The 20651-nt window shown below is 56.2% G+C and carries 3 protein-coding genes; all 3 read right to left on the minus strand.

Annotation, left to right across the window (positions count from 1 at the left end):
* A partial coding sequence (locus RE6C_RS18490) for a beta strand repeat-containing protein (protein WP_008658949.1) occupies positions 1–18215 on the minus strand: 18215 nt, incomplete at its 3' end.
* A gap of 936 nt (positions 18216–19151) precedes the next feature.
* A complete protein-coding gene (locus RE6C_RS18500; protein ID WP_008658951.1) occupies positions 19152–20003 on the minus strand; it encodes a leishmanolysin-related zinc metalloendopeptidase in 852 nt (283 codons plus the stop codon).
* Between the two features lie 2 nt (positions 20004–20005).
* Positions 20006–20506 carry a PEP-CTERM sorting domain-containing protein gene (locus RE6C_RS18505; protein WP_144054822.1) on the minus strand — a complete coding sequence of 167 codons (501 nt, stop codon included), beginning with the start codon at positions 20504–20506 and terminating at the stop codon, positions 20006–20008.
* Positions 20507–20651: the final 145 nt, after the last annotated feature.

Genomic DNA, 20651 nt, shown 5'->3' on the forward strand with positions numbered 1-20651 from the left:
TTAATAATCGCACCATCAATGTCCAAGCTCGCAAGGGGAAGTAATGTGGTGCCAATGGCACCAGTCACTTGCACATTTCCGCTTGTGGTCGTGCCAGATGCATCGATCACTAGGGCTTCATCTCCAGCTTCGCTTCCGCCAATCGTGCCCGTGACCGTCACGTTGCCCGCGGTAGTAGCCGTGTCGCCGGTGTCAATTGTGGTCATCGCATCTTCTTTCGCTAGCGTGACATTTCCTGCGAGTTCTACATTTCCACCGTCGGTTTGGAGGTCGCCGCCGAGGCTGATCGTGTCGCCAGTGACGGCGATGCCGCCGTCGTGGACGGTGACGGCGCTGGTTAGGTCGATCGCGGCTCCGCTGATGACCAGCTTGTCGAGGTCGAGTGCTCCGCCACCGACGATTCCGTCGATGGTGACATCGCCTGCACTGAAGGTTGCGCCAGTGGTGGTGTCGATGATCAGGCCATCGACATCCATCGTCATGCCGTTGACGGTGCCGGTGATCGTGACGGCACCCGCGTCGCTATTGTCATCCAGCTCCGTGTCAATCGTGATGTCCGTTCCGTTGACGGTCAGCGGACCGGTCAAGTCGACGGTGCCACCGTCGGTTTGCAGATCGCCACTGAGCTTGATGCTGCTGCCGGTTACATCGATCGCGCCCGTGGTGGCGACCGCGTCCACTTCCACGGAGGCCGCATCAATGGTCACGAATTCAAGTGGCGTTGTCCCGCCAACCGCACCGGCGATCGTGACGTCTCCGTCGGCAGTCGTATCGTTGGCGTTGATCGTCAGCGATTCTTCGCCACCGGTCGTTCCGTCAATCGTGCTGCTGAAGCTGACAGCACCGGCGTTGCCGGTGGCCGCTGGGGCAGGGGCCATGTCCTCGGTGTCAGTGGTGTCGATCACGATGTCGACTCCGAGTACCACGGCTCCGTTGAGCGACACATCTCCGGTATTGTCGTCTTCGCCAGTGAAGATGTTCCCGCCCAAGGAGATGGTGTCAGCACTGGTGCTGCCACTGGTGATCGTGACCTCGTTGATGTCGTCACTGTCCGCATCGATGCCAATCTGGCCGACGCTGACACTGCCCGTGGTAGCAGTAATCGTGACGTCATAGATCTTATCTTTGTCGTCTTCATCACCGCAGATATTGCCAACTGAAATGTCGCCAGTTGCAGCAGTGAGCACAAGATCGGTGGAAAGCTCCAACTTGCTGCTGATGTTGATGCCGTTGGCGGTGATCGTGCCGTTCAGCTGAACCGAGTTGTACTGTTGCTCGGTGAAGGAACCGTCAAGCGTCATGCCTCCGGTGCCGATGATCAGATCGCCCGTATCATCGCCATCCAAGAACACGTTCCCCCCATTGCCCGTTGTCACCGCAGCCGCATCCTCAAACGTGACATTCGGCACGTTGTCCAAACGCAAAACGTCGCCGCTGGATCCCTTGTCCAGGTCGATCGCCGCCTTAAACGTCGTCGTGCTTCCTGGTCCAGGTGTACCAAGAACTCCGGCGTCTTGGTCAAAGACCTGTGCCACGATGGATGCATTCACGGTCACATCATTCGCACTGACGATGTTGATCGTCCCCAGACGATCGTCCGCTGTCGTGGTGGCCCCGAAGGTGTCTCCACTTCCGCCCAACGTCACGTCACCGGTACCTGCGGTCAGAGTGAGATTCTCGGCAGCGGCACCCGTGTTGTTTGCTTCGACCGAGCCATTGATGTTGATCGCACCGTCGGAGGTGCCTGTCGTATTAATGGCCAATGCATTCCCATCGGTCGCAAAGGTGACGGTGTCATTGATCGTGGCATCCCCGCCTGCGGTGGTGATGGTCACGCTGGTTGCGTTGACGCTGAATCCGTCCCCCGCACCATCACCATTGACAGTGAAGTCGCCGGCTGTGGTGATGCTGGCTTGCACATCGATTCCGGCACCGCTTGCACCTGCGGCTTCCAGCGTCAGGGCTGTCAGCACGGTCAAGGTGCCATTGTCATCGGCACCATCGCCCACGGTGATCTTGCCAGTTTGGTTCATGGCTTCGCCGATCACGATTTCCGTCACGGTCGACTGGATTTGGGCGAGTGACGCTTCGGAGATATCCAAACCACCACCGGCATCGCCCAGATAGATTTCAGTTGCGGCGGTAATGCCAGATACGGTGACCGTTTCGGTTCCGGCATCCGGAGTTGATATAATCGGTGCACTGAATATGACATCCGAAGCTGCTTGAATCGCAAGGTTCGCACCACCCAGTTCGACACCACCGGCTAGAGTAACACTGGTAGTCGTCGCCAGATCCGGCGAGCTTGCATCATCGGCAACAATGCTGATGTCTGCGGTCGTGTCGATCTGCTCTGTGGCAGTGAGAGTGCTGGATTCCGTGACCGTTAAACCGGTGACTTGGGCCGGGTTATTGGCCGTGTCATCGAATACGACATCATTGGCGTTGGTGATCGTCACGAGTCCCAAGCGACTGGCACCGATCTGACCGGTGACAGAAATATCGCCATCGGTACCAGCATCTATCGTCAGTGTTTCTGCTGAAGCCGCACCCGAGGCCGTCACAGCGGCCAGGCTGATGTTTGCACCTGCAGTCGCTGTTCCGCTGGCGGTCGTGTCCAACGCAATGTCCTTTGTCAACGTTGTGGGCGACGAGATCGAGATCGCTCCACCATTGGTCGTGATGTCCTCGCCTAGATCAACGTTACCGAAGTTACCGTCAATGTTGACGCTGCCGTCGATACTCCAGCTACTCGCGGCTGTGTCATTAATCGTGACGCTGCCGCCAGCACCTGCGGAATTGACAACGACATTGCCACCGTTGGCCGTTGTCAAATCGGCTGCCGCAGCGAAGGTCACTGTCCCCGCCGCTGCAACGGTGATGTCAAGGACATCCGCAGCCGAACCGTTATCCAGGTCAAGGGTTTCGTTGAAGGTCACCGCCGTCGGATTATCGCTACCACCGATAGTTATGCTCGCTGCGACGACGGTTGAATTGATGACGACCGCATCAGTTCCGTCCAACGTAATCGTGCCAAAACGCGAACCCGTGTCTCCGATTTTGTCCGTGGCGGCATCGCCAAGCGTGATGGAACCACCACCGGAGTGGACAACGAGATTCTCGTTCGATCCACCATCACCCTGAATGTCGCCGGTGACCGAAATAGCGGCTCCACCACCCGCATTATTGCCGTCGGAATCAAGCGTCAGTGTCACGCCATCGGCCAGTGTGACCGAGTCATCGATCGTGATCACCCCACCGTTGTCGGTGATGAAGGTCGAATTGTTCATGATCGTCGTGACACCGGCCGCACCAGATCCATTGATCGTGATGCTGTTGCCTTCAATGTCCGAGATGATCGAATCGGTCACCTCCACATCGGCATCGACCGCCTGAATCACCAAACTGGTGTTCAGAACAATGCCAGTCAACGATGGGTAACCTGATCGCGTCTGAGGCGAATTGCCGTCGATCGTGATCTTGCCAGATTGCGTTCCAGCGTAGCCAATTGCTAATTGCCCGATCGAATTGGCTACGGCAGCCAGTGCCGCATCGGTGACTCGGTCCGTGGCGGTTCCAGCGTCGTCACCGATATTGAAGGCCGTCGCGTCATTGAGCGGCCGGTACAACACGGCCGTATCTTTTCCGCCGGTCGAATCGATGATCGTCGAGCCAGCGTCCGCATCAATGAACGGTGAATCGAACGAGGACTGGACGTTGTTGATGTCCAGGACAACCGCGCTGGTCGTACCGATCTCGATGCTGCTTTGGCCCGTCGCCGCGATGCCCGCTGCATCCACGTTGGCATTGAAATCGATGTTGTCTGCGTCGATGGTCAGCAAGCCAATGGGACTTGCCGCACCAACCGTTGCGTTGATCGCGACGTCTGCATCACCGGCGTCGAGTGTTAACGGCTCCGTGGCCATGGCTTCCACTGGAATTGCGATGGTGATGTTCGCATCGGTCGTGGTCGCGTCGGTCAAGAAGCTGACCGTGCCGCCGGAATTGTTGAGCAACAGATTACCGCCGGCGGAGGTCAAAATAATCTCTCCAGCAGTCGCCTCGGTGCCGCCATCGGTCGTATCGATGGTGGAACCATTGAAGAAGATCGCGGTGCCGGTCGTTGCCGTCGCGTTCAGGTCAATGTTGCCGCCCGTTGTCACGATATTGCCGGCTGTGATCTGATCCGCGTCGACATCAACGCTCGCCGCCGCGATGCTGGCGGGCAGGATCACATCGGCATCCGTGGCCGAAGCGGTTGCGTCAAAGACCAGTGCGACATCACCTGCGGTGATCGTGGCATTCATACCGAAGTCGATGTTGCCACCGTTTCCGGACGCACCGTCATTGGTGTCAATCGTCCACTGCGCCCCGTCGTTGCCTGTCACATCGATCGCGCCCGTGACGCCAGTGAAATCGACCGCGCCGCCTTGGGTGGCGATATCGCCGTTCCAGCTGATCGTGCCGCCGGAGGAATTGACAGCGACCGAACCCAGACGCGTGTTGCCGCCAAGGTCACTGTGAACCGTCAGGGCTCCGTCGCTGGACTGGATCGTCAGTGATTCCATTCCCGCTGTAGTCGCGTCGACCGCACTCGGATTCGCTGAGTCACCAACCGTGATCGCACCATCGGTGGTTCCGCCCGTGGTCGCGTCGAGCGTGACGGAAATGGAAAGGTCAATGTCGGCTGAATTCAATGAGATCACACCTGCCACGTTCGGATGGTTCGCTCCCGAATCCAATGTCGCGCCGTTCAGATCGATGCGATTGACGGCGGCGGTTGATCCAATGTCAATCCCGCCCGAGGCACCTTCGCCGTCGGTCGAAACGCTCGGCAAATCGACGATGTCGGCCGATTGAATGTCGAGACGTCCGATCGTGATGTCGCCGGTCAGGTTCACGTCCCCGCCCGTTCCGCCGATCAAATCCAAGGAATGAGGACCACTGGTCGCATCGTCGGTGATCGTGTTACTGATCGTGATGTTCGCTCCGGCCGCCGTGCTATTGCCGGTCGTATCGAGCGTCACATCCGCACAGAGTTCCACCGGCGAAGCGATCAATATCGCTCCGCCCGCCGTCGCGATATCGTCGCAGAGTTCAACGACCGTAAAGTTGCTGTCGATGGTGACGGTACCTCCCGCCGCTTCGGCGTCGGTAACATCGATGACCGGCAACGCATCGGCGCCCGTCGCAGCCAGCGTCAACGTTCCGTTGTCACCGACCTTGCCCGCGATCAAGACATTGCCGGTATCGCCCGCCATGTCCCCATCCACGACGATTCGTGCACCGTCTTTGAACTCCACGTCTTTGGCGTCGACTCGAAGCGAGTTTCCAGCCAAGTCTTTGCCTTTGAGGGTAACCAGTCCCTCAAACGTAACCTTGTCTCCGGCAACGTTAAGTGACTTCACCGTCACGTCGTTGAGTGTCACATCTTTCGAGACGCCCGTTCCGTCGGCTCGCGCGTCGATGACAAAGTCGACGGTCGGTTCGTCAATATCAAGGTTTGCGGCACCAGTCAGAACGATCTGACCGGCGTCGCTCGAACCACCGGTCGCATCGGAATCGATCTGGATGGTTTGGTTGTCGGTCAAATCGAGCATCGTGACGCCCGAGAAGTCAATCAAGCCATCCGCCGAGGCCCCCGTGGAATCGGTCAGAATATCGCCCGTAATCTCAAGCGTGTCCGCTGTGACGGTCAGGCCGCCCAAACGCTGAGTCGCACCGACGTCCTGTTTCAGGAACACGTTGGCTTTATTGCTAGTTCCACTGGTGTCAATCACCAATGTCTCAGCACCCAGGTTGGTGCCGTTGATCGTGCCATCGATTGTAACAACACCGCCCGTAGCCGAGGTGGTTGCGGTATCGATCGTCGTGGTGGCATTCTCGTTGGTCAGCGTGACGGGACCGGTCAAATCAACATTGCTGCCCTCAGTGGTCAAATCACCACCGATGTTGATACCGCTGCCGTTAACCTCGATGCCCCCATCGTCAACCGTGATAGCCGATTGCAAATCAATGGCGTTGCCGTCGATGTCAATGCTGTCCAGAGGTGTGCTACCGCCGACCACGCCCGTGATCGTGACGGCACCCGCGGCATTCGTGTTCGCCGTGGCGTCGATTGTCAAAATGTCGGTGTTGCCGATATTGTCCATTCCGTTGATGGTTCCAGTGATGAGCACCAGTCCGGCATCGTCGTTGTCGCCGGATTCGGTATCGATCAAACGAGCCCCGTCAATTACAACGGGACCGTTCAGATCAATCGCGTCGCCGTCGGTTTGCAGATCGGCGGAAAGTTTGATCCCAGCCGCAACCGCTTTGATGCCGCCACCGACGGCGCTGATACCAGTGCCAGCGACGGTGATTTGATTGCCGGTTGAATCCACATCAACCAGACCATCGTTCGTGGTCACGCTCGTGAACGTGATGTCGGCGGTGCCTCGCAGCACAATGTCTCCCGTTCCGGTCGAATTGGCCGAAACACTGCCGCCCGCGATTTCCAAACGACCTTCGGTGTCGGTGGTCGTTGGCGTTGCAGAACCACCGATGTCACCAACCGCTTCCAGACTGACGGTGGCCGCGGTGATATCAGCCGTCAAATCATCGTCGGCTTCATTGATCGCGGCACTGGAATTCAGCGTGACCGTGCCGCTGGCATCGATCGCGCCGATCAAAATATCGCCGCCGGTCGTTGTCACATCCACGTCACCGCTGGTGGCGTCAATGTTCTTCAGAGTGATCGCTCCCGGTGAGGTCAAACGAATGTTACCCGCCGTGGTCGAATTCGCGGTCACGACGCTTCCCGCGGCGACTTCCAAACGGTTGCCATCACCATCGGTGCCGGTTCCCGTCCCGTGGATGTTGGCACCGGCGGTCAGAATGATTTCACCAGTCGCCGTGATGTCGACGTCGGTATTGTCGTCTTGATCCAGGATGCTGCCGACGGTCGCTTCGATCGTGACATCTTTATCGGTACCAGCGGAGGTGACTGACACGATGGTGACATCACCGGTGGTGGCGACCACGTTGACCGTGCCGTCATTGGTAGCGATGTTCGTCAGTTCAACACCCGTGCTTTCATCAATATCGATGTCGCCCGCGGCGTTCGTGGTCGCCGTAATCTTGTTGACGTTAGTATCTAGAGAAATGGCTCCACCAGCCGTCGCCGTCAGCACGTCACCGGCCGCGGCCGTACCGGGCATACCGTCTTCAGTGATCGCCCCGGCGGCGGTCAGCGTGATGTCGCCATCGGCCCCGGCGTCGAGTGCGACCACCTCAATGTCACCACCCGCCGTTGCTACCAGGGTGATGTCGTTGTCATCGCTGTTGGTGTTGCTCGTTTCAACCAACGTCGCGGTGATCGTCCCAGCTGCCGTAATATCGACGGCACCATTAGCGGTCGTCACGCTCTGCAGCGTCAGATCTCCCAGACCCGCGACCAGGATGTTTCCGTTAGCCGTACCGGCGTCGGTCGTACTCGCGATCAGCGTGCTACCAGCGGCAAGTTCGAGGCGGCCTGCCGCGTCAGCGACGGTTGCAGTCGTTCCGGGATTGCCACCAATGCCAGTCGTGGCCTCCAATGAGATAGTGCCACCTGCATCGAGATCCGCCAACGCGTCGTTCTGCAAGTCATTGATCATGCCACCGGCAGTAACGGTGATGTCAGAGCCCGAGATCAGGCAATCAATCAAGATGTCACCATCGGAATCCAAGACGATTTCCGTGAGCGATTTGGCTCCGATCGAACCCACGTTCATTTCCAGCGGGTTACCGGTCGCGCCGATGCTTCCCGCTTCTGCGATCAAAACAGCACCACCCTGCGGGCTCCCGCCGACCGTGCTGACTTCCAGGTGGGTGTCACCCGCATCCAAGATGCTTCCCGTCGCTGTATTCACGACGATCGCCGCAGTGCTCATGGACGGATCGGTCTTGTTAAGACCCGCTGGTGTTGTGTTGGTCGTGAGAAGACCACCCAGCGTGATATTGCCATTGGCCGTTAGATCGATCAGACCACTGCCAGCGTCGATCAAGGCTCCATTGCTCATGAAGATGCCTTGAGCGGTCGCCGTTACGAAAACGTTGGCGTCTGTGCTGACAGTATTGGGCGCCCCAAAGTTGACCGAATCGGCAGCGGTGATAACGACCGCTCCACTGTCAGACTGAATGGGGTCATTGATGACAATCGGCGCGGAGGGAGCCGTTGTTTTCTCCGCTGTCAACGTGACCGAACCCGTTGTTGTTGAGATACCGGTCCCCTGGACGACATCAAGGAAACCATTCAGCGTCTTGATGTTCACCAAGCCGCCATCCTGATCGATGCCGTTAATCTTCAGCCCCGTCGCTTCTTCGATATAAACATCGCCCGAAGCACTATTGGTCACCACCAGCTTGGCAATGCTTGTATCGATCGGCGCGGCCATGGTTCCGATCCCAGTCGCCGCATTGAGCGTGACGACCGCATCCGAACCGGTTGCCACAATGTCGGCACCACCGGTGTCCCCGACTTCGCTGATGGCCCCGTTTGAGCTGTCGATCAAAACAGCCATCGGTGTGTTGTTTGTCGTCACCACCCGGCCGAGCGTCACGTTGCCGTAGGCGTTCATGGCAATGGTGCCACTGCCCGCATCGACGACCGCACCGTCAACCATGGTGATCGCACCATCGACGACGACCGCGGCATCGGAATTCGTGTCCGCAGTGATCGCGATGTCCCCGGCCCCGGTGCCACTGCTGACATTGGCGTTCAGAGCGATGTTGTTGTCCGCCTGGATCGTGATCGGTCCGTCTTCCGCATCGATCGGTGCGTTGATCGTCAGATTCCCCGGCTCACCACCATCGACATCTACGTTGATAGTCACCGAACCGCCCGCAAAATCATTGTCGACGCCGATGACGCCATCGATGCCTGGAGCCGCCGCGATCGTCAAATCGCCCAGGTTATTGATGTTGATGTTTCCGCCCAGCGTGGCACCGGTTTGATCGTTGTGAGCGGCCAAGTTGGTGACCGAAACGTTGATGTCATCAGTGGAACCGATCCCACCCCCGGCCTGAATCGCCAGATTGGTCACCGTGATGTCGACCGTGGTATCGGCACTGGTATCCACCACACCGCCTTGGGTGATCAACGAGAGAGTCGTGAATCCGGTTCCTGTCTCCGTTACAGCCGTAACCAGATCGATGTCACCGGTATTGATGGGTACCGTATCGGCTCCCACTGTGGTCGTGGTCGTCGAACCAAGTCGAACGACCGCGCTCGTGGTAATCTCGTTCAAATCATCCTGTTCCAATCCGAGGATACCAGCGGCATCAGCATCGCCTAGGTGAATCTCGGTCGCAGCGGAGAGCGGTCGGATGGTGACATCCCCGGCAGACGCGGTCACCGATGCATTCAGGTCCAAAGCATCCTGAATCAGCGTCACCTCACCGACCGTGGCTGCGGTTCCCGAAGTCGTAATCGCCGAGTCAACCGTCAGCGAAGTGGATTTGAGCACGACACTACCCGCGTTGGTGGTGATTCCTGAGGTCGTGTCGATAGCAGTCGACGGAATCGTCAGATCATCGATATCGTTAAACGTGAACGTATTTTCGGATCCAGTGACTTCCGCGACGAGGTTGTCCACATCATTCGCACCATCCAGCAAGACACTTCCACCCGCGACGATTTTCAGGTTCGTTTCGGTGATTGATCCAGGATTAGGCAATGCCGGGTCGTCGGTGATCGTCGAACCGGTCTCCAGAATGAGGGTGCTGGTTCCCACCGGCGCGATCGCTCCCTTAATCTCGATGGCTCCCGCATCTGCCTTACCAATCTTCAACGAGTCGGCAGTGACCTGGTCCAATTCGGCGGCGGTGAGTTTGATATGGCTGCCGATCCCTGATCCAAGCGTGAATGTTTGGTTCGCCGCACTGTTGAGCAACTGAGTACGCCCGCTCGGCGACACCAACGATCCGCCCGAAAGCGGCGCAAGGCCACCCAGCGTCATGTCCGCCGCGGTGATGACCAAAGCGTTGTCGGTTGCATTGTTGGTGCTCACGTAGGTCGAACTGCCAACGATGGTGAAACTACCGCTGTCGTCGGCATCCGAATCAGCGGTAATGGTGATGGCACCCGTGTCCGCCGTGACTTCAGCGGCTCCGTTAATCGCGACACCGCCGGTCGCGGTCAAAGCAATGGTGCCAGCACCCGTCGTGAAGACGGGCTGCGAAATCGTTACTGAGTTGTTCGTCGATTCAATTGAAATGTTTCCCCCGTCGGCGGATACCGATTCGGAAACACTCGTCGTGATGGCTTGCGTATTCGTGATCACAACGCTGCCACCGGACGCATTGTTGTCGATCTTGTTCAAAGTGAGGCTATTAACCTCTTGTGCAATCTCAATTGCTCCCATGGACGCGTTTTCTGCGTCCACACTCAGGACGTTGGTCCGCACGTCAATGCCTTGGTCAGCAGTCAAGTTGAGATTACCGCCGCTGATCAGTCCAGTTGCACCGGACTCGGAGAGAATTCTGCCTCCGGTGCTTTCCATGACGACCCCACCGGTTGCCGACGGGTTGATGGTGTCGACCGTGATATCGCCCGAAGCAAACAGATCCATCGTGATGCTTGCGACGGCGCTGGTTTCGATCGTCAGCGTTCCATCCGCATCCAAATCCAGATTTGTTGCCCCGACGATTTCATCGACCAACAAGTTACCCGGACCCGTACTACCGGCCTGAATCGTGACAGCGTCGTTGCTGGCGGTCACCGATTGCAAAGTGACATCGCCACGTCCAATGATCGAGATCGCACTGTCCGCTTCGACATCAGCCGTTGCTGTGATGGTATCCGCATCCATGTTCAATGCGCCATCGACCAACAGATCGCCGCTCACGTTGATCGTGTCGCCGGCTCCCAGGTTGATGTCCAAGTCGCCGGGCAGTTCAACGGCGTTGAGTGTCAAGACGTCAGTGCCGCTGCCACCATTAATCGTCAGGTTGCCCGAGGACGTTAACGTGAAGGTCACGTCTTCGAAATCAGGGCTGGCGAGCGTGAACTCGTTCGGATTGGCGGTTTCCGACAACGTCGCAGTCGCATCGCCATCAGGCAGGTTGAAGACAACATCTGCTGCCGGTGTCGAATTCGTGACGGGCTCAAGGCCGGTGTAGCGAATCGTTCCGGAATCTGTGCCCGTAAGAGTGATGTCACCGGCAAAGTTATCCGAAGTTGTTGTGGCCGCGTCGTCAAAGTCATAGGTGACCGTAGTCACGCTGCCGCCGCTAATCGTCAGTGAATCACTATCGCCGCCGCTTTCGCCTCCGTCAAAGGTGAAGCCGGTAACCGATGCGGTGCCTGAAGTTGCGCCAGGGTGTACGGTAACGACATCGGAGCCATCACCACCGGTGACAACCAATTCACCCCCGGAATAGCGACTGGCGATATCCTCGATGGATAGCGTGTCATCGCCGGCATCCATGTTGATCGTGATTGATTTGCCTGTTCCGTTGGGCGCTATAAAACTTGTCGTCTCAAAGGTCCCATTGAGACTCGAGAGTAGCAGATGCCCCGAAATCGCGGTGTCAATATCAAGGGACGCACTATCGGTATTGTTGGTTAGGTCGAAGACGTACGAGTTGGTCGGCGATGAGTAAGTGACTGGTTCCAGGCCAGTAAATGTGATGGTCGAAGTCAGGCTGCCGTCGTCGAGCGTGATATCCCCCGAAAACTCGTCTGCATTTGTCTCGAAGATGTTCGCATAGGCAAACGTTGCTGTCTCAAACGTTCCACCTTGGATCACTAGCGTGTCGTTGTCAGTTGCCCCGCCATCACCACCGTTAAAGACGAAGTCGATGCCTGCGAGATTCGTCAAGTCTAAAGAAAGCGTGTCGTCTCCCTCGCCGGTGTCGAACACAATCGTATCGATTGACCCCACTGGGATGGTGACAGCATGTCCGTTGCTGGAAGTCCCAAACGCCGAAACTAGACGGTTTACAGGATCGGTAATCGTAATATTTGTGCCGTCACTCGAAATTGCGAGGTCATCGGAAGCATCCGCAAATCCAGTGAGAGTGAGCGTGTCTCCACTTAAAGAAATTTCTGTATCAGGAGCCACATAGGACAACGCGTTTGCGATCAGCTGGGCACCGTCGGTCGATGGGTTGTAACCGTAGTAATACTGCCAGGAGTAAGCAAAGAAATTCAAACCCACAACAGAACCAACCTGTCCACTCTGTTCCATCACCAGAGGACGATTGTCATTGGTTCTCGCAATAACATTAACACCACTTGCCGCACTGGATGAGTCAATTGCATTTACCTGAAGATTGGATACTGACTCCATGACTGGGTGGGCTGAATTGAAAGTCCCAAGCGATCGGGTGCCACTATAGAAATTTCCATTCTGGATAAATGGGCTGTACCCGTTCGACGTCCAATCCCCGGTTACATGATAGGATTGAAATTGGTTGGGCTGATAGTAACGGTACCGTGTTGCCATCTCGACGACCCCGTACCCATCATCCACATAGTCCGCAAGCACATCTCCAATTGGGCCCGCTCGATACAGATAGTCCCAACCATTGACCAAAACCGCGTCGTATTGTTTGAGAAACGACAAAGACGGGACGAATGAGGAAAACCCTATCGTGACCACGTCCGCGTCATCAAATTGGCCTGTTGCCAGAATCGGATTGAGGATACCGACCTGATCAAGATTCCGACGGTAGTAGTTGCCATTGAGTAGAAGGAACTTCTTCTCCGTCGTTGACTCCTGCCCAACATCGATCGGAAAACTTTGTGGATCCGAAACATTTCCTAGCGTGTCGGTAACCGTGAAGTCGAAGCCGTCCGAAGACGCACCGACGTGGTCATACTTCAATAACCCATTATCCAGGTCAGCCTGCGTGAAGGTATCGCCGATGATGAGTGCAGTTTCTGAATTGTTGAGCGTGCCAGAGTCATCGAGATCGAGCCACAGTTGACCTGCCGGCGCAGTGGTCAGAGTAAAAGTGATATCAGAACCAGTTGTCGCAGTTCGGTCTGAAAATTGAAGGCGCGAATCATCAATTAGATTATTGCTGGAATTGGCAACAACGTTTAAACCCAGGTTCAACACCGCTTGAGGCGCTGAGGAATCAGTCGTGGTGAAAGTTCGACTCGCCGTAACTGTGTTGGCAGTCTCCGCCTGATCCGTTACCTCCACTTCGAGTGTGTAGGTTGCTTCATCGTCTAACGCTGAAAGATCCGCATCTGGATCAAGCTGCCACAAACCTCCTGCTTGCACCTGGGTGATTTCCGGCCCAAATACGACGGCGTCCGCTGCATCCTTGATTGTGATCATGACATCCTGCCCCACTTCTACACCGGTCGTACTGCCTTTTAGCACCACATCAAGGTCTTCCGAATCATCGACATCATCATTTATTTCGATTGCGTCGATGTTGATCGTGGCGGTGTCGACTTCGATGTTGAGGTCGGTCGGCAATGCAATGGCCGCATCATTGCCGGCGATGTCTCGGATGTAACTGGGATCGCCGACTGAGTTGTCGGGGATGACCAATCCGGTGACTTCCAGATCGTTCGCAATGGGAGTTGGAAGCGTGCTTTCATCCGTATCCTCGCTGGCCGATTCGGCCACCGTATACGCGAACGAAAGAGTTGTTGAACCCGAACCGCCGGAATACGTCGCCGAGGCACCATTACTGAGCGTCAGCGTCGGCGCACCATCCGTTTCATCCACATAAACGGCTTCCGCGAACGTAACCTCAAACGTAATCGTTTCACCGATGCTGTAGTCCGAATCCCCAGCCGCTGCTTCAGCCACCGTTCCGTCGGCAATCGTCGTGTCAATCGTGACGTTGAGTGTTTCTGTGGTTGTGTTCCCGGCGGCGTCCGTCAGTTGAACAGTGATGATTTGGGGGCCATCGTCTGAGCCGTCCGTCGCGTAGCCACCGCTGAAGGTACGTTGCGTCGGCCCAGCTGCAGTGTCTGTCCCATCGGGCACAAAACCCTCCCCAGCCTTCCACTCGATTTCGATCGTCGAGCCGTTTTCTCCAAGGAAATCAATCGTCGGCGTGACATCACTAGTCAGATCATCCGAATTCGATTCGCCAAGATCAGAACTTGGTTGAAGATCGATAGCGCCGAGAGTCGGCGCTACAGTGTCAATCGTCACCGAGCCGGTCGTGGCGGCGGTAACTTCCATGCCTGGGTTTCCAGCGATGTCCGCGAAATTCACGCTGATGGAGGCGGCACCCTGCAGATCACCAGAGACGACGACCCACGTTGCGGTCCACTTCGTCTTGTCACTTGACCCCAATGTCTCGGCCACGGTCGCAGTTTTCTCCGCGATCATGACCGTCGGCTCATCAACGGGCTCAGCAAAGGTCAAATCGAGGGTGATCGTGTTTCCAATCGTTGCCTGAGCCGTGTCGGCGTTATCTGAATAGATCACAGCCGTGGAGAGCGTTGGAGAAACCGTGTCGACGTCTAAATTGACGCTGGCCTGCGTTGCGGGATTGCCCGCCGCATCCGACACATCGGCCGTTACGGCATAGGTCGTACCACTCGTGAGAGCTTGAAGGTGTGCCGCTGGCACTGAAACGCTCCACGCGTTACCACTTGCGTTGGCAGGATACGACTGGCTATTGAGCATTACCGTGACGGTTTGGCCATCCTCGGTATCGGTCGTCGTACCAGCGATCGTCAGTGGCGTATTGTTTTCGACGGCGTTGACCACATCGTCGGTCAAAATAGGCGTCGTGATCGCGATCGTCGGAGCGGACGTGTCCTTGGTCACAACAAACGTAGCCGCAGCCTGCCCGGTGTCTTGATTGCCAAGGTTGTCGGTGGCGACGACCGTGGCTGTGATTTGACCGTCGGCGAGTCCGCTCAGATCGACAGTGTGGTTGGTCGTCGTGATCGTGGCCGGCATCGCGATGTTCACATCGACTTTGGCACTGTTTTCGTCAGTGAACGTCACAACCGCGGTCGCGTCGGTGTCCAGACCGGTTACCGTGAATGGGAACGCAGCTTGATTGGCAATTCGTACGTGCGTTGCGGTCGCCGCAATTTCAAGATCATTGGAGCTATCGGCATCAGCGTCGAAAGTAAAACTCTCGGCGGTTGATAAGCCACTGACGTTCCCGGCGGCATCTGTCGCCGTCGCTGAAACAGTGAAGTCGTTGTGCCTGCTGGTCGCGGGCACAGAAAGTGTGGCAATCAAACTTGCGAGGGTTTCCGGGACGCTGTTTTGCAAAGCACTGGTGGCGATAGAAAATGCACCGCTTGTACCATCGGCCGTGGTGGTGCCGGTGTAGACAACGTCTGGATCCGCTGTGAGGTCTGTGACAGAAACGGTAACCGTCGCACCAGGCGCCGCCATTCCCGTGATCGCGATAAGTCCATTCACCTCATCAGCAGCCATGTCACCGATTGCATCAATCGAGGGTACTGCAGGAGCGGTCGTGTCGATGGTCACGGTGAAGTTTGGAGACGAAGCCGCACCTTCATTGCTGGCCGCATCCGTGACGGTCGCATTGAGTTGGTACGTCGTGCCGTCAGTCAGCGCCGGTGTGGTGATATCTACGTAGCCGTTGGTCGTGACATCCGTGGATGTCAGTGTTACAGCCGATCCCAGCGCCGTCGTGTCGTCATACAACTGCACGGTGTCGCCATCCACAGCGCCGGTTCCGCTCAGGCTCACGCGGACCACCAGTTCGGTATCGTTGGTGCTGTCGCCGCTGGTCAGCGGACCGGTCGACGGAGTCGCACCATCGTTCACCGATGTGATGCTCGGAGCACTCGGAGAAGTCGTGTCGACAGTCAACGCGAACGTTGCTTCGCCTAGGCTGATATTTCCGGCGGTATCTTGCGTCCTGATTGAAAAACTATGCGGTCCTTCGGACAGGTCCGACGAAAGTTCATAGTCCCAAGTTGTACTGCCTACGGTCACTTCAAGTGGTGTTGATGCACCGTCGATATAGATCAGCAGTTTGTCGTTCGGACTTCCAACCGTCCCATAAAACCGTGGGCGAACATCGTTGGTGAATCCGCCGTCAGAAATTGCTGCTGTGACCGGATTCGCGTCGTCCTCAACGCTCGTGATCGTTGGATCGGTTGGAGCAAGCGTGTCGATGGTGAAGTTGATGGTTGATCCTGCTACCCCCGAGTTGCCGGCGATATCGGTGTAGGACCCTGCATTCACCTTCAGGAAGTTGTCGTGGATGTCCTCAATGTTGTCGACTGGAGTAAACGTGGCGGTGTAAACCTTGGGGTTACCACTGTTGACAACAAAATCGGTCAGCGTTCCGCTTGGGCTGCCACCACTAAGTGCATCAACGATCAAATCCGTGGCATCGACCCCGCCTGGTTCTTCGCTAAATGTGACGGTCACCAAGGCCGTCTCGCCCTTTTTTAGGGCCGTGTCAGACATGGAGATGTTGACCGTCGGGGCGGTCGTGTCGATTTCAATATCTTGTTCCGTCAGAGCAACGGCGTCTCCATCCTCCAGAACACCGCCATCTGACGACACAATGTTCTGCTCGTAACGCGCGAAAATCGCACCGGCCGCATATGTCGCATCCGTTGCCGGTTGATTCCCAGCAGCAGGATCCCAGTCCGTTGCCTGAATCGTGGTGGAACCGCTTCCGACGCCCGCCGTCGCAGAACCTAAAACCTGGCCGTAAGCGGTGTCGAGGTCAGAAACCGTATCGCTACTGTCCACGTCGCTGTAGGACCCATTCACCAGGTCAATCTGTTCGATGCCCGTGCCCCCCGTGTAGAAGATTTGAAAGATCGGGGTGGTATTACTTGTAATTCCATCGGTCGACGTTACACCCGTATCGTCGGTAGAATTCTGCAACAGCTGAACGCTGGTAATCTTGAACGGAACGTCGACGGTGTATTCTTCATCGGTTGTCGGCGTAGAGTCCAACAGGTTGCCGGCGAGATCACCGATGTCCAAGTTGGGCAAATTAAAATCCAAGCCGACGGTTCCGTCGCCAGCTACATTGTCGACGGTTACCTGATAGGTGCTATCATCAGAGTCCCCGGCATCGTTCACAGTGACAGTTGGGTTGACCGACGCGGTTCCACTGGTTGCAACCGTGAAGTCGGAAGCGTCGACGTTTTGAACGTCTTCGTTGAAATCAACGCTGAATGAAACGCTCGTCGCATTGGATGGGTTGGCGTCGTCCCTCGTTATCGAAACGGTTGGAGGTACGTTGTCCATAACGCCGGTCGTGATCTGTAAGTTATCAAACTCAACACCGCCACTTCCGCCAAAGAAAATATGAGCATTTGAGCTTGTAAAACCAGTGACCTCCGAAACGGTTATGGCTTTCTCAAAGACCCCGTCATCGTTACCGTCGTAAGAAAAGGTGGCTTCGCTTTCACTATCGTCATACTGAATTCGAAACTCGTGGGTCCCCACTGCGAGATTCGCAAGATTATTGGTTGTGTCACCTGTTTCGAAGGTCTCCCCCGAGTCATATAGGCCGACGGAAATCTGCCCGTCAGCATGCAAGCGAAAAGTCATCGCCGGACCACCCGGCTCGGCGGCTGTTCCGCCTGGAACCCCGTCGCCAACTCCGAAATATGCAATGTTATCACCAGTCGTTCGGGTGACTTGGATGTCAGCGGTGAAGTCGCCGGTCGCGTAACCACCGTCCGTTGTGCGCAGGTAGTCGCGGTCGCTGTCAGCGATTCCATCGAAAAGTACGTTATTGCTTGCATTCTCATCGTGGAATTGATAGTTCGCATCTCCACTCGTTCCATCTTCCAATCCGGCCGGGATTCCGGTGGCTCCATCGAAATTGATGCTCAGGTCGCCCGCCAACAGTTCCCGCCGCTCAAGTGCTTCAACGGAAACCTTCGACTGAGTGGGGCTGGCAAAACGTGGCGAGCGTCGCTTGACTTTGCCCTTGCGTTCGAAGCTGATGCCAAAGGGCAGCATCGCCGTGAAGGCGACGGCGGGTCGCTTTTCGATTCGGACAAAGAACGGCGGGTTCGTGATGAACTTCCAAATCGCTGCCATGCCCAATCCGATTTTGCTGATCCAGCTGGCTTTGAAAGCGTTCTTATAGCGCTCGATTCGGGCGGCTTGCTTGGCGATCCAGTGTGCCTTGCGATCGTTGGCTTTTTGCTCCCAGCGGTTGAAACGCTCCCGCATCTTCTGCATGCGAGCGACGGAGGTGTTTTGAGTGCGGCCGGCAAAGTTGTGATGGCTGGGTCGAATCGACATTTGTTATTCTCGAAAAACTGCAAAATCAAATGAAAGCGGGGATAAAGCTCGGAGAAAATGTTCCCAAGCCGGACCATTTTGTGAACGCGGTGGCACGTCCAAAGAAAAGAAGCGGCGGCGTCAATCGACACTGCGGCGGGCGAACCTAGCCCGAACACTCAGCGGGCAGAGGCGGACGAAAAACCTGCCATAGAGCAAGCGAAAGACGTCGTCGCAAAGCCCCAAACAGCCCCACGCTTGACCGCCCATTCGTCTGTCGATCCATCATCTCGACCGCCACACCGCACTCCTGCGAAGTCGCCGTCGATCGCACACACCCTGTCATGAAGTCATCTCAAACGAGGAAGGTACGAACAGCCTTTCTGTGGCCGCTCAGTTCCATTCGCCCCCAATGGAGCACCTGAACACTTGATGCGAACAGGAGAGCAATCCCCCCTTCTACGGGGTAACACCTGGGGTATTGAGGAAAGATCCTAACTGGGGGTTTTAGGCGGAACAAGCATTGAATCGATGAAAAAAGAAAGAACTCTTCCAAGGCAAAATAAGAACCAATTAAACACCAACGAATTTGAACTAAGAATCAATTTGACTCAGCAAAACTGGGCGTTTCCAACCAATCGACTGGTCAAATTCCTTTCCAAAATCTTGTTTTTCTTGAGTACTTTCAAGTGGCAATCTGACTCAGCCCGCTCGCTGCAGAGGGGACCAATGGAACCAAAAGTGCTTGCAAGTGGTCCCCCGAACGACGATTGGCTCAGTCAGGGCTTCCTATCAGTCCGTTCCAACCGGGTGGTGCCAAAATTGAACAAACGCACATAAATAGCCCCGGCCAAAATGGACCGTTATGTCTCCCAAGAAGGACGCGTCCTGCAAGAACGCCCCTCTTCAACTCGCCGCACGCTCTTCTTCACCCAGTTCTCAGAATTAGAGAGAGTTCTAAGATGCCAAACGCCGTTTCAGGAGTTTACGCCGCGCCTCAACAGCCAGCCCCAAAACTGACCACAACAGCGTTGAACCTGGCTCTGGCACAGCCGTGGCACTCGTCGTTGCGAACCCGATGTCACGAAACGCAGCCAGTGTCAATTCACTGATGAACGAGTTCGGATTCAGCCAGCCGGTCATCAGCTCGAAGGTCATGTCTCGACCAAGCCCATCGGTGATCCCAGTGAAGTTGGCACCATTATCAAACTCGTTCCAATGCCCGTTGGCAGTCCCGGTTCCTCCGCTGAGCTCAACATCTGGTGTTCCGATTTGACCAAACTCGATTTGCCAAACAGCAGTCGCGTTGGCTCCCGTGAATTCGCCCGATCCATTCACGTAGACACTGTTGTCAGTCCACAACGTGCCAAAGCCAAGCACGTGAGCCATCTCATGCAGCACAAGAGCATTTAACTGAGAAGAGGAGAGCGTTCCGATATCGTCGGCGTCAAACTGCATTTGCCCATCGGTCGCGAGTTTGTAGCCGCTCGAATCAAACCCATACTCAGTGAATCCAGCTTGCCCCAATGTGCCACCGGCTCCATCGATAGAGGTCACGGAAGCTTGAATCCGCACGGTATCGAGGATTTGATTATCGAACGCGGAGCTACCGAAGGATCGGCTGACGATCAATCCATCCTGGTAACCACCAAGCAAACCTTGCCAGGTATTGGCGGCGGACTGGAACGCGGCTTCGTACGCTGCCACGCCTGTGTAGTCCACCTCAACCACCAACGCCGCGGACGCGGATCGCGCAAAGAAAAGGCTGGCGAAAACCGCCAGCCCAAATGCCTCTTTGAGATGCCGCATTCTCAAACCAACGTGCCGTTCGCTTTGCACCGCCTTAGACGACGCCCCATGACTCCGCTCAAGGCTGCCACACTCGCTATTGCAATCAGAGAACTTGGCTCTGGAACAGCCGAGGCCTGAATCGTGATGGTACTCCCGATCGAGTCGGAGTTAAGTTCGGTAAAATTGCTATCACTAATGACATTTGATGCGAACACCAGATCAAAATCGCCCGCTTGACCCTCAGGGACTGAGAACGACACGGACATCAAACCGGCAGCGTCGAATAGAGCTGGATTAGACTCATCAAGGAATGAACTCGAACCGAGACTTTCGGAGGCGTTGGATGCTGAATCCTCTACCAAGCTACCTGGAAACAGATCCGTAAATCGGACTGGTTCTGCCGCTGGCCCAAACGTCACCTCAGAGATACTGCCACTGATATCGCTTGCCAGGACCCGGGACTGCCAATTGGCAATCTGGCTTCCTAGATCATCGCCATCGACCTCAAGATAGACATCCACGCTTCCAGTCGTCGGCCCGTTACTATTTGCAGCTAGCACCGCGGACTCAATCCGAAACGTGATCGCCGCTTGGCAGCGATCACACCAAAACGAGACGAATAGAATCAGAACGAGCAATATCCATGGCCTGGATACATCTCGCTTC

Source organism: Rhodopirellula europaea 6C, from assembly GCF_000338295.1.
Lineage (GTDB): Bacteria > Planctomycetota > Planctomycetia > Pirellulales > Pirellulaceae > Rhodopirellula > Rhodopirellula europaea.